We start from the raw sequence: 12772 nt of genomic DNA on the forward strand, positions 1-12772 counted from the left end.
CAGTCAGCGGAAGTTGTCGGGCACAGGCGACATGTAGGAGTCGCCGCCATGGGTCGACACACGCAGCTCGCGGGAGGTGATGAACTCCAGCAGCACGGGACGACCCGCCTCGGTCTGCTCGATGCCGCGCTTGAGGGCGTCAGCGATGTCGGCCGGGTCGGTGACCTTCTCGGCGTAGAGGCCGAGCGACTGGGCCATCGCCGTGTAGTCGCCGGAGATCTCCATCGTCTGGTACTTCGACTGGGAAAGACCCATGGCGTTGGTCTCCATCGCCATGTAGGAGTTGTTGAACAGGATCGACAGCACCGGAAGTCGCTCCCGCACGCAGGTCTCGAGCTCCAGCCCGGTGAAGCCGATCGCGGCGTCGCCCCACAGGTTGACGCAGAGCTTCTCGGGGTGCACCAGCTTCGCGCCCATCACCAGGCCGAGGCCGTAGCCGAGCTGGGTGGTCTTGCCCCAGCCCAGGTAGCTCAGCGGCGTCGTGCTCTTCCAGAACGGGGAGAGCTGGTCGCGCGGCGAGCCGGCGTCGTGGGTGATGATCGTGTTGTCGGGATCGGTGGCCGCGATCAGCTCCCAGATCACCCGGTACGCCGTCATCGGGTTCTCGTCCGAGGTCAGGATCGGCAGCCACTCGGCGAGCCACTCGTCGTGCACCCGCTTGATCTCCGCCTCGACGGGTGCCCGGTCGCGGTCGCCGTCGACGAGGTCGTCGACCGCGGCCAGCAGGGCGTCCAGGGTGAGGGCTGCGTCACCGATCAGGCCCACGTCGGCCTGCACGACCGTGTCGAGGTGGGCGGGGTCGAGGGTCGCGTGGATGACCGTCCTCCCGGTGGGCATCGCGGTGGCGAAGTCCGACGGCGTGAAGCTGCACCCCATGCCGAGGATCAGGTCGGACTCCTGCAGGAAGTGGTGCACCGTCCTGGGCACCGCCCGGCCGCACGAGCCGAGGGCGAGCGGGTGGTCCTCGGGGAAGGCGCTCTTGCCCTGGAGGCTGGTGGTCACCGGGATCGCCAGCTTCTCCGCGAGCTGCCTCAGCTGGGGCCACGCCTCGGCGTAGTGCACGCCCTGGCCGGCGTAGAGCACCGGCCGCTCTGCCGCGACCAGCAGCTCCGCAGCACGGCGTACGGCGACGGGGTCGGGGCCGGAGCGCGTGGTGATCACCGGCCGGTAGTCGAGTGGGACGGTGACGTCCTCGAACCACATGTCGCGCGGGATCTCGACGACCACCGGGCCGCCGCGCCCGTTGCGCAGTCGGCTGAACGCCCGCCGGAACACCGCGGCGACCTGGTTGGCGTCGTTGAGCGGCTCGACTGACTTGGCGATCGAGCGCAGGCTGATCGTCGAGTTGAAGTTCGGCGCGATGTGCGCCTCGTCGCGCCGGTAGCCCATCGGCAGCACCAGGATCGGCACCGACTCGCCGAACGCCTGCGCGACGGCGCCCATCCCGTTCTCGATGCCGGGTCCGTGCTGGGTCGCGTAGACCCCGATCTGCTTGCCACTGGTGACCCGCGAGACGGCATCGGCCATGTGCCCGCCGGTGCGCTCGGCTCGGGCGATCACGGGTCGGATGTCGGCGTCGGCTGCGTACTCGAAGACATAGTTCAGCGGATAGCCGCAGACCAGCTCGATGCCCTCGGCCTTGAGGATCTCGGCGATCGCCGCGCCAAGCTTCATGGTTCCTTCTCTCGTTTCGGGTGCGGCAGGTGACCGCGTCATTCGTGGGTGCGCGCCAGGTCGGCGTCGTCGGGCTCCCGTGCGTCCGCGAACGCACTGGCCACCTCGACGTGCTTCAGCACCCCTGACTCCATGGCGTACGGCGGCGCATAGGTCTCGTCCACCGGGAAGCCTGCGTCGAAGCCGATCCGCAGCCCCGGGCCGCCGATCTGCCACCGCACGGGCAGGGGGCCGTCGACCGGGAGCTCGGCGACCACCGTTCCTGACTGGTGGAGCTCGAACGTTCCGCCGCCTTCACGCAGCCGGTAGCTGAGCCGGACCTCCTGCTCGCCGGGAGACAGCGGAGTCGAGGACTCGGCACGTTGGCTGAATCCGGCGTAGTTGACCGAGACGACCTGGTGGCCGTCGTGCAGGTACCAGGCCAGCCCTTGGGTCCAGTCACCGACGGCGACGATGATGCCGCTGCGGGGATCGTCGCCACCGTCCAGGTGCGCCGCCATCGCGAAGCCCTCATGGAGGACGGGGTACATGAACTCCGAGACGGAGCCCGGCCCGGGGCGGTAGGTCATCCGGGCCGGTTGCCGGTGGGTGGCCGGTCGCTCCGCCTGGGGACGTCCGGTGTAGCCGTCGTTGAGCGGCAGCACCTGGTTGCGGCCCGCCTCGGTCCACCACATCTGGACCATCTCGCGGACCAGCTCGGGGTGCTCGGCCGACAGGTCGGTCGTCTCCGCAAAGTCGTCGTCGAGGTGGAACAGTGCCCAGTGGTCCTCGTCGTACTCGTGGCTGCCCGGGATCAGCTCACGCTCCAGCAGGGGCGTCGGCCCGACATGGTCGGTGCGGATCTTCCACCCACGGTGGTAGAGCGAACGCGAGCCGGCGCACTCGAAGTACTGCGTCTCGCGGGGCGCGGCCACCTCCGGCGCCAGGAACGAGTCGAGGATGCTGGCGCCGTCCAGCGATATCTGCTCGACGCCGTTGAGCTGCTCGGGGAGGGGCACGCCGGCCGCCTCCAGCAGCGTCGGCATGAGGTCTGCCACGTGGCAGAACTGGTCGCGCAGCTCGCCCGGCGTGCCGAACCCGTCTGGCCAGTGCACGACCAGCGGGGTGCGGACGCCGCCCAGTGCGGTGAACCTCTTCCAGAGCCAGAACGGGGTGTTGCCCGCCCAGGCCCAGGGCCAGGCGTACTGCATGTAGGAGCGGTCACCGCCCAGGTCCTCGACGTTGGCGAACGTGAGCTCGCGGTTGGCCTCCCGGTCGCGGTGCAGGCCGTGGTAGTTGAACGAGCCGTTCGGGCCGCCCTCGGCACTCGTGCCGTTGTCGGAGATCAGCATCACGATCGTGTTGTCGAGGGTGCCGGTCTCGCGGAGGTGGTCGAGCAGCCGTCCGATCTGGGCGTCGGTGTAGCTCAGGTAGGCGGCGAAGATCTCCATGCTGCGCGCGGTGACCCGTCGCTCCTCCTCGCTCAGCTCGTCCCACGGCCGCACCCACGGTGGGCGCGGCGTCGGCTCGGCGTCCTCGGGAACGACTCCGATCTCCTTCTGACGGGCGACGATCGCGTCGCGCCAGACGTCCCAGCCCTGGTCGAAGGCGCCCTCGTAGCGGCGTACCCACTCCTCGGGCGCCTGGATCGGGGCGTGCATGGCACTGGTCGCGTAGTAGAGGAAGAACGGCCTGTCGGGCGTGTTCTGTTGCTGGTCCCGGATGAACCCGATGGCCTCGTCGGTGAGGTCCTCCATCAGGTGGTAGCCCTCGTCGGGCGTGCGCGGCTGCGGCACGTAGGAGTTGTCACGCACCAGGGTCGGGGTTCGTTGACTGGTCTCGGCGCTGAGGAAGCCGTAGAAGCGCTCGAAGCCGAGGCCCAGGGGCCACCGGTCGTAGGGACCTGCGGGGTTGACCTCCCACCGCGGGGTGAGATGCCACTTGCCGACGGCGAACGTGCTGTAGCCGGCCTGCTTGAGGACCGAGGGAAGGGTCCCGGCCGACGGCGGGACGGCGCAGGTGTAGCCGGGGTCCGGCGACGGTATGTCGGTCAGGAAGCCCATGCCGACCCGGTGGTGGTTGCGGCCGGTGAGCAGCGACGCCCGGGTCGGCGAGCACAGCGCCGTGACGTGGAACCTGTTGTAGCGCAGGCCGTCCGCGGCCAGGGCGTCGATGTTGGGGGTGCTGATGTCGGAGCCGAAGCACCCCAGCTGCGCGAAGCCCGTGTCGTCGAGCACGATCGTCACGACGTTGGGTCGGGTCACCTCATGGCCGCCGTGTGGTCGTTGGCCAGCACGCCGCCATCGACGTTGATCGTCGCCCCGGTGACGAAGCCGGCCTCCTCACTCAGCAGGAACCGCACGACGGCGGCCACCTCGGCGGACTCGCCGACGCGCCCGAGCATGGAGAGCCCGGACATGGCCGCCGCGGTGCGTTCGTCGGCCAGCACCCGCTCGAGCATCGGCGTGGCGATGTAGCCCGGGCAGACCGAGTTGACCCGCACCCCGTCACGTCCGAGCTCGGCGGCGAGCGACCGGGTCAGGCTGAGCACGCCGCCCTTGGAGGCGGTGTACGACGGGATCGTGCCCTGGCCGACCACGGCGTTGATCGAGGCGATGCCGACGACGGCGGAGCCCGGCTGGGACCGCAGGTCGTCCGCGAGCGCCGCGACCAGGAAGCCGTACGACGTCAGGTTGACGTCGATGACACGTCGCCACGCCTCGGGGGTGAGCTGCGTCATCGGCGTCGAGTCGACCACGCCCGCACTGTGCACCAGCCCACCGAGGGGGCCGACTGCCGCGCGGGCGGTGTGCAACGCGTGGGCGAAGTCGTCGAGCCGGCGTACGTCGACCGCCTGGCCGCACGTCGCGACGCCGTACTTCTCGGCCAGCGCGTCGGCTGCCGCGGTGACCGCCGTCCGGTCGAGGTCCCAGAGGACGACGGGACGGCCGGCCTCGGCCAGCGCGCGGGCGCACGCCTCACCGATCCCCGAGGCCGCGCCCGTGACCAGCACCGGTGACGTCGTGGTCATCGGACGACCTGCTCAGTCCGCTCGGCGGCGGCGGACGCAGCCGTCAGCTCGAAGCCTCGGTAGTCGTCGGCGGCGATCTCGTCACAGAAGGCGGCGTACGTGCCGAGGCCGCCGAGGTAGAGCATGAACTTGCGTGGCTTGCCCTCGATGTTGGCGCCCATGTACCACGAGTTCGCCCGCGGGAAGAGGGTCTGCTCCGCCGCCTCCTGCAGCTGCGTGGTCCACTCCTGCGCCACGTCGGGCGACACGGCGACCCGATCGGCGCCCTGCTCGTCGGCGGCGCGGATCAGGGCGAGCAGCCAGTCGACCTGCATCTCCGAGCCCAGGACCATGTTGGCCAGCACCGCCGGCGAACCGGGGCCGTTCAGGATGAAGAAGTTCGGGAACGCCGGCACCTGGTAGCCCAGGTAGGTCACCGGCCCGTCGGCCCACGCGTCGCGCAGCAGCACGCCGCCCTCACCGCGGATGTCCATGCGGGTCAGGGCTCCGGTCATCGCGTCGAACCCGGTGGCGAAGACCAGCACGTCGAGCTCGTAGGACGACTCCGAGGTCTTCACGCCCCAGTCGGCGATGTGCTCGATCGGGTCCTTGCGGAGGTTGACCAGCGCGACGTTGTCGCGGTTGAACGTGGCGTAGTACCCCGAGTCCGTGCAGATCCGCTTGGTGCCGATCGGGTGGTCGCTCGGGATCAGGTCGTCGGCGACCTCGGGGTCCTCGACGATCGCGCGGATCTTGGCGACCGCGAAGTCACGGGCGTAGTCGTTGGAGACGATGTTGGTGTACTGGTCGGGGAAGGTCTTGCCGAACAGCACGCCGCCCGTGGTCCAGCCCTTCTCCAGGGCTGCGGTCCGCTCGTCCGGGTCGCACTCCTCCGCGCTCTTCGGGTGGGCGACGTACGGCGACCCGCCGCCGCTGACCCGGGACTTGCGGCGTCGCTCCGGGTACTCCTCGCGGATCCGACGCTGGTCCTCCTCGGTCAGCGGCCGGTTCAGTGCCGGCACGCTGAAGTTCGGAGTGCGCTGGAAGACGGTGAGCTCCTCGGCCTCCTGCGCGATGACCGGGATCGACTGGATGCCCGACGAGCCGGTGCCGACGATGCCGACCCGCTTGCCGGCGAGGTCGGGTGCGGGCTCGGGCCACTGCGAGGTGAACAGCACCTCGCCGGCGAAGTCGTCGACCCCGGGGATCGGCGGCTTGTTGGGCACCGAGAGAGACCCCGCGGCGCACAGCACGTGGCGGGCGACGTGCACCTCGCCTGCGTCGGTGGCCACCCGCCACACGGCGGCCGACTCGTCCCAGTCGGCGGCGACCACCCGTGTCTCCAGGCGGATGCTGCGCAGCAGGTCGAACCGCTCGGCGACGTGGTTGATGTAGGACAGGATCTCCGGCTGCGTGGCGTAGCGCTCGCTCCACTTCCAGTCGTTCTGGAGGTCCTCGTCGAAGGAGTAGGAGTAGTCGATGCTCTCCACGTCGCAGCGGGCGCCCGGATAGCGGTTGAAGAACCAGGTCCCGCCCACACCCGATCCGGCCTCGAGGCACAGCACGTCATGACCGGCCTGACGGGCTGCGTGGACGGCGTACAGGCCGGCGAAACCGGCACCGATCACGAGGATGTCGAGCGTTCCGGCGGCGTTGCCGGCGACGGTGGAGGAGCGGGAGGAGTCGGGCATGCCAACCTCTTTCGGACGACGCCCAGGGCGTGTGTGGTGGTCGACTCCGACATTAGGGAGCGGGCTCGTCGCCCCCCGAAGAATCCCGATCAGCGGGAGCCGGCCCACCGCTCCCGATCAACGGGACGACCTCCGACCGGCGCAGTCCCGGCGGTTAGACAGCAGGAAACGACCAGGGAGATGACATGACCAACCCCATGTGGGACGAGTTCTGCGACAACCTTCGCGCGGCCGGGAACACCCTGCAGTCCGAGTCCGCACCTTTGACCCCGTTGGACCAGGCCGAGGGGGTCCGCTACCTGATCCGGCTGCTCCGCAACGGGACGCTCACCAGCATCGAGCACAACGACCCGCGTTACCCGGTCTTCACCAACATCCTCGACCCGAACCTGCGCTGCAAGATCGGCGCGGACAACCCCGACAACATCTACATGAGTGCGCGCGTCTCCCCCGAGCACCGCTATCGCATCAGCGGCACCCCCGGAAACTCCACTGTGTTCAGCATCGGGTCGAAGAGCAAGCGCGACTGGAGCGAGGAGACCCAGGTCTCCCACGGCGAGATCGACGTGCACTCCCTCCCCCTCGACGACCAGGGCCGGTTCAGCTTCGTGGCCAGCAAGGAGAAGCCCGCCTCGGGCCCCTGGCTCCCGTTGCCGGACGGCACCGACAAGCTCACCGGGCGGCAGAGCTTCGTCGACCACCCCAACAACGACCCCGCCCGGATCACCATCGAGCTCCTCGACGAGGAGGTCCCCTACGCACCCCTCGACGTCGACGAGTTCGCCGACCAGCTCCGCGCCGCCACCCTCCAGGTGTCCGGCATCTCGAAGATCTTCGCCGAGTGGACCCGGTTGTTCATGACCCGTCCCCACGAGCTCCCCGACTGGGGCCAGGACCGGTTCCTCAACGCCGGCGGCGATCCGACGATCTTCTACCTCCACGGCTACTGGAACCTCGCCGAGGACGAGGCCTGGGTGATCGAGACCGAGGTCCCCGACTGTGAGTACTGGAACTTCGTGCTGCAGAACTGGTGGATGGAGTCCCTCGACTACGACCGCACCAACACCCACCTGAACAACCACACCGCGAAGCTCAACGACGACGGCACCCTGACCATCGTGGTGGCGGCGAAGGACCCCGGCTACGGCAACTGGGTCAACACCGCCGGGCACTCCGAGGGCACGGCCCTGCTGCGCTGGGTCAAGTCGGGCGGCAACAACCCGATCCCGACCTGCAAGGTGGTCAACCTCTGACCCGCGCCCCGGGTCCCGGTGATCAGGACACGCACCGGGCCCCGGGGGCCCGACCCTAGAGTCCAGTCATGACGATCACCCTTGCAGACAAGATCGCCGTGATCACCGCGGCGGGCCACGGAATCGGGCGCGCCAGCGCCCTCGAGTTCGCCGCTGCCGGGGCCACCGTCGTCCTCGGCGACCTGAACGGTGACAAGGTCACTGCCGTGGCCGCCGAGGTCGAGGCCGCCGGCGGCCGGGCGATCGCCATGCAGTGCGACGTGACCTCCCACGAGCAGGTCGAGGCGCTGGTCCACACCGCCAAGGACACCTTCGGCCGGCTCGACGTCCTCTTCAACCATGCCGGCGGGTCTCCCCAGGCCCCGCTGCACGAGGTGACCGTCGAGGGCTTCCACCACATCGTCGACCTCAACCTCGGATCGATGTTCTTCGGTGTGCGGGCCGCGCTGCCGATCATGGTCGAGCAGGGCGGCGGCACCATCGTCTCCACCACGTCCGGCGCCGGCCTGGGCGCCGTGCGCGGCCTCTCGGTCTACGGCGCTGCCAAGGCGGGGATGATCGCGCTGACCAAGAGCATCGCGGCCGAGTACGGCGGCCAGGGCATCCGCGCCAACGTCATCTCCCCCGGCTCCATGGACACCGCGGGGTTCCGCGGCTGGCTCGACTCGCTACCGGGCTCGGACCAGGACTACTTCGAGCAGATCCCGTCGGGACGACTCGGTGCGGCCGAGGACATCGCCAGGGTCGCCTGCTTCCTGGCCAGCGACTACTCGGCGTACGTCAACGGCATCACGGTGCCGGTCGACGGCGGCATCGTCGGACTGCTGGCGGTCCCCCGCGTCTGATCCGGTCGCCGGTCGATGGCGAAGCCTACAAGCCCGGCGATTCTGCGGTCAGGGCGTACGGCGCGGTCGCAGGCCGACCACCACCAGCAGCGCACCGACGACAAGCACTCCGGTCGCGGCCGCCGTGGCGGCCGCGAAGCCGTGGACCAATGCCTCGGTCGGCGTACCGATGTAGTTGCCGGCGGCGGTGACCGCGATGGTGTTGAGCACGGCGGTGCCGAGGCTGCTGCCGATCTGCATGGCGGTGTTGGCGGTGGCCCCGGCGACGCCCGCCAGCCGTGGGTCGACCCCGCTGGTGGCGAACGCGATGGCAGGGGTGAAGACGCAGCCGATCCCGGCGCCGACGAGGATCTCTGCCGGCAGGATGGTGGTCAGGTAGGCGCTGCCGGGCTCGAGCGTGGTCAGCAGGCCCAGTCCGGACGCCGCGACCAGCAGGCCCGGTGCGACCAGAGTGCGCGGCGACACCCGGTGCATCAGGCGGGTGGCGATGCCGTAGGAGCTGGTCGCCACGGCCAGGCTCATCGGCAGGAAGGCCAGGCCCGTGCGCACCGGGCTCCAGTGGAGCACCACCTGGAAGTGGTAGGTCAGCATCAGGAACATCCCGAACGTGCCGACCACGCTGATCCCCGTGGCGACGTACGCCGTGGCGCGGCCACGGTCGGCCAGGATCGAGAGCGGAAGCAGGGGGACGGTCAGCACACGCTGGCGCAGGATGAAGTAGGTCAACAGGCCGACACCGACCAGGCCGGGGACCAGCACCCGCGCCGATGACCAGCCGTGGGTGGCGGCCTCGCCGCACCCGAGCACCAGCGCCGCAAGACCGGCGGTGGCCAGCAGGCCGGAGACGACATCGAGCGGGGTCGGGTTGCCGCGATCGGCAGGAAGCACACGGCGCCCCACTACGATCACCACCGCCGCGACCACGACGTTGACGTAGAGGCACCAGCGCCAGCCGGCGTACTCGGTGAGGGCACCACCCAGCATCAGGCCGACGACGGCGCCGCTGCTGGCCACGGCACCGAAGACGCCGAACGCCTTGCCGCGCTCCTGCGGATCGGTGAACGTCGAGGCGATCAGGGCCAGGATGGCGGGTGCCATGAAGGCGGCACTGGCTCCCTGCAGGGCGCGTCCGGCCACGAGCACACCGAAGGTCGGCGCCGCACCGGCGAGCCCGGAGCTGATCGCGAATCCGACCAGCCCCGACATCAGGGTTCGGCGGCGACCGAACCGGTCGGCCGCCTTGCCGCCGAGGAGCAGAAGGCCCGCGAACGAGAGGGTGTAGGCGGTGACGACGTAGGCGCGGTGCGCGTCGTCGAAACCGAGGTCGCCCTGCGCGGTCGGCAGCGCGACGTTCACGATGGTCGCGTCGAGCGCGACCATCAGCTGGGCCGATGCCACGACCACCAGCGCCTGCCAGCGGCGGCTCGTGGCCGGCGATGTTCCAGCGCCCGGAGCGCTGGTCTGCGACGTCCTTCCGGTGGCAGTCATGGTCGTACCGTCCTCAGAATCAAGTGGAGGAATTTCCTCCGTTACATTCTTGGCACGCCACTGGAGCCCTGTCAACGGTTCCGGAGGATTTTTCTCCGTTTCAGTGCTAACCTGCGGCCATGCCGATGAGAGCCGACGCCAGCCGCAACCTCCAGCTCCTGTTGTCGGCGGCCCGCGAGACGGTCGCCGAGAAGGGGGCGGGCGCCCCACTGGAGGAGGTCGCCCAGCGAGCCGGAGTCGGTATCGCCACCCTCTACCGACGCTTTCCCGATCGACCTGCCCTGCTGAAGGCCGTGGTGCTCGACGCTCTCGAGAAGACGCGAATCGCGGCCGAGTCCGCCGCCGAGGAGTACGCCGACGAGCCCTTCGAGGCCCTCGCTGCCTACCTGCGCACCGCACTGGAGCTGAAGGTGTCGGCCGTGATCCCCCAGGTCCTCGATGCCCTCGACCTCAACGAACGGGAGCTGGCCGCCGCCCGCGAGTCCTCCGCCGCCGCCACCGACCGCTTGGTGCGGGCCGCCCAGGACAACGGCGACCTCGCTGGCGACCTCACGTTCGCCGACATCGGCATGATGCTGGTCCGCGTGGCCCGCCCGCTGCCCGGACCGATCCCGGCCGAGACGAAGCACGACCTGGCCCGACGACACCTCGAGCTCTTCATTCGGGGCCTGCGCGCCGACGCGCGGAGCGACGGGCCTCGTACGCGGCTCGACGGGCCGGCCTACTCGCTGGACGAGCTCACCCATCTCACTGCCACACTCGAATCGCGAGACGCGACCGAATAGCGCGAAGGACGGGAGCGATGTCCGAGAAGCCAACGACCCTGGACGAGTACGTCGACGGGCTCCCACCCCGGGCACGCGAGCGCATGATCGGCCTGCGCACCCTGGCGCGCTCAACTGCTCCAGAGCTCTCGGAGGCACTGAAGTGGGGTCCCCGGCGTACCTGCATCCTGACGGCGTGATCATGTTCGTCCTGTCGGCGCACACGTCGCATGCGAACGTCGTCTTCACACCAAGCACGCGCGAGCACTTCAGCGCCGAGCTGACCGGGTTCTAGACCGGCAAGGGCTCGGTCAAGCTCCCCTACAGCGGCGGCGTTCCTCACGAGCTTCTCGTCCGCATGATCCGGCACCGGGTCCGGGAGTACGAGCACGACGGCGTCAAGTGGATGTGAAATGCGTTCAGGCCCGGAATCCGAGGATTCCGGGCCTGAACATTTTGTAGCGGGGGCAGGATTTGAACCTGCGATCTCTGGGGAACGACGTGTCCACATCACCCTCAGTCTGCCTTGGTCATGTCTGCGCAGGTCAAGGCACGTTTTCAGCCCGCGCAACGCCTGACCCGATCATCCGCGATCACCGTCATTCCCCACGTTGGTGGGGAGTAAGTGGGGAATGCCTCGGCGCCCAGCCCACGGCGCTTGAACACGATGAGCAACCCTCATCAGCGGCCGGACATGAGGATGCGCCGCGTCGTGCACACATCGCCGCCCCTGGCGACCTAGCCTCTGAGTCATGCATTGGTTGGGTGACTTCCTCCGCTGGCTGGACCCCGCATGGGTCACCGCGTGCATTGCACTGGTCGCGGGTGGCTACACCGTTCTCAACGTGCACACGGTCCGCCGCGCCTACTTCGAATCCACCGATGACCGAAAGATCGCCCAGGCTCGACTCGTGTGGGCCGAAGTTGGGAAGCATGTGGGCAAGCAGAAGGGCGCGATCGCCGGTGACATGGGAGCCAAGTGGCTGGGCACCAAGGCGAAGATTGTCGGCGACTCTGCTGCAGACTTTGAAGGGCAAGAGATCGACGGTCAGCGAGTGTCTGTGACCACGCGAGAGTTGACCATCCATCGAGTGGAGGTCATCAACAACAGCGCCGAGCCGATTGGGCACGTGCGTATCGAACTTCACGGCATGAAACCCCTTCGCCCGGCCAGTGACGAAGCGACCGAACCCGCTGAGCCGCGGCAGTGGACCGGGCGCCCAAACTGGGAGATTGCGCGAGCGATCAAGCCCGGTGAGACGCGCGTGTTTCGGGTCGTGGCACCCGTGGCCCTCCGTGATGTGGGCCGACACAAATTCGTCACCGTAAGTTTCACTGACTCAGCAGGCCAGCGGTGGACCAGGACCGACACCAAGCCACCCAAACCAAGCGCCAAGCCGAAGCGGCAGCGGTTTCCGAAGGCTCAGGCATGGAAGAACCGCAGACTCATGCAGGTCCGCACAATCAAACGGGGAATCGCGCGCAGGTAGACGCCGCACCCCGCCATAGACGCCTTTGACCTGATGGGAAAGGAAGGGCCTACTGACCTCACGGAGCGCCTGCGCCTGCGCGCCGAGGCGCACGGCGCGACTGGTCTCGTGTTCGGTGTGACCTACTTCGCCACCAAGGCCGGACAGCCGAGGGACCGGAACAATGTCTCAAAGGCACTGCGCCGCGTGTTCGCGGCTGCAGGTGTCCAGTGGGCAGGAACGCACACCTTCCGGCGCACCGTGGCCTCATGGATGGACGCGCACGGTTGTGCGCTTGCCGAGATTGCCAACCAGTTGGGCCACGCGGATACCAACGTCACCGCTGGCTATCTGGGCCGGAAGACGCAGCCGACTCGAGCGGCTGCAGTCATGGTGCTGCCGACGGTCAAGGCCACACTTTGCGCCGTTTAGTGGGGAATAAATGGGGAACCACTCGAAATAGCAACAGGGCCTGATCTGCGTTTCCGCAGGTCAGGCCCTGTTTCTTGTAGCGGGGGCAGGATTTGAACCTGCGACCTCTGGGTTATGAGCCCAGCGAGCTACCGAGCTGCTCCACCCCGCGCCGGTGAACAGAACCT

Annotated in this window: 11 protein-coding genes and 1 tRNA gene; 6 read left to right on the plus strand and 6 right to left on the minus strand. The window is 68.8% G+C overall.

Features of this window, described 5'->3' with window-relative positions; all coding sequences use genetic code 11:
• Positions 1-3: 3 nt before the first annotated feature.
• Genes ASH02_RS24780 through ASH02_RS24795 form a run of 4 tightly spaced genes read right to left on the minus strand, consistent with a single transcriptional unit; the run spans position 4 to position 6354 of the window.
• Entirely contained in the window at positions 4-1716 is a 1713-nt protein-coding gene (locus ASH02_RS24780; protein ID WP_082621021.1) for a thiamine pyrophosphate-requiring protein, read from the minus strand.
• Complete coding sequence (locus ASH02_RS24785) at positions 1713-3917, minus strand: arylsulfatase (RefSeq protein ID WP_057295694.1); 2205 nt, start codon at positions 3915-3917, stop codon at positions 1713-1715. Before ASH02_RS24785 ends, ASH02_RS24780 begins: the two co-directional genes overlap by 4 nt.
• The gene (locus ASH02_RS24790) at positions 3914-4684 is read right to left on the minus strand and encodes an SDR family NAD(P)-dependent oxidoreductase (protein ID WP_056687276.1); all 771 of its coding nucleotides are present in this window, start codon (positions 4682-4684) and stop codon (positions 3914-3916) included. Before ASH02_RS24790 ends, ASH02_RS24785 begins: the two co-directional genes overlap by 4 nt.
• Positions 4681-6354, minus strand: coding sequence for a flavin-containing monooxygenase (locus tag ASH02_RS24795; protein WP_056687279.1), 1674 nt, complete (start codon positions 6352-6354; stop codon positions 4681-4683). Before ASH02_RS24795 ends, ASH02_RS24790 begins: the two co-directional genes overlap by 4 nt.
• 185 nt (positions 6355-6539) lie before the next feature.
• On the opposite strand from ASH02_RS24795, the gene ASH02_RS24800 reads away from it, so the two are divergent.
• Complete coding sequence (locus tag ASH02_RS24800) at positions 6540-7607, plus strand: DUF1214 domain-containing protein (protein ID WP_056687281.1); 1068 nt, start codon at positions 6540-6542, stop codon at positions 7605-7607.
• A gap of 68 nt (positions 7608-7675) precedes the next feature.
• Entirely contained in the window at positions 7676-8452 is a 777-nt protein-coding gene (locus tag ASH02_RS24805; RefSeq protein ID WP_056687284.1) for an SDR family NAD(P)-dependent oxidoreductase, read from the plus strand.
• Positions 8453-8500: 48 nt separating this feature from the next.
• Here the strand turns inward: ASH02_RS24805 and ASH02_RS24810 are convergent, their stop codons facing one another.
• Positions 8501-9940, minus strand: a complete 1440-nt coding sequence (locus tag ASH02_RS24810; protein WP_082564087.1) for an MFS transporter — start codon at positions 9938-9940, stop codon at positions 8501-8503.
• A gap of 119 nt (positions 9941-10059) precedes the next feature.
• On the opposite strand from ASH02_RS24810, the gene ASH02_RS24815 reads away from it, so the two are divergent.
• From ASH02_RS24815 to ASH02_RS24830, 4 genes are all read left to right on the plus strand, one after another.
• Entirely contained in the window at positions 10060-10725 is a 666-nt protein-coding gene (locus ASH02_RS24815) for a TetR/AcrR family transcriptional regulator (protein WP_056687290.1), read from the plus strand.
• Between the two features lie 17 nt (positions 10726-10742).
• On the plus strand, positions 10743-10904 hold the full coding sequence (locus ASH02_RS26760) for a hypothetical protein (protein ID WP_200951218.1): 162 nt from the start codon (positions 10743-10745) through the stop codon (positions 10902-10904).
• A 552-nt stretch (positions 10905-11456) separates the two neighbouring features.
• Positions 11457-12194 (plus strand): hypothetical protein, encoded by a 738-nt coding sequence (locus ASH02_RS24825; RefSeq protein WP_056687293.1) that lies wholly within the window; start codon positions 11457-11459, stop codon positions 12192-12194.
• Between the two features lie 33 nt (positions 12195-12227).
• Entirely contained in the window at positions 12228-12605 is a 378-nt protein-coding gene (locus tag ASH02_RS24830) for a site-specific integrase (RefSeq protein WP_056687296.1), read from the plus strand.
• Between the two features lie 77 nt (positions 12606-12682).
• Here the strand turns inward: ASH02_RS24830 and ASH02_RS24835 are convergent.
• Positions 12683-12756: transfer RNA gene (locus ASH02_RS24835), tRNA-Met, on the minus strand.
• Between the last annotated feature and the right edge of the window lie 16 nt (positions 12757-12772).

This window comes from Nocardioides sp. Soil796, assembly GCF_001429525.1.
Lineage (GTDB): Bacteria > Actinomycetota > Actinomycetes > Propionibacteriales > Nocardioidaceae > Nocardioides.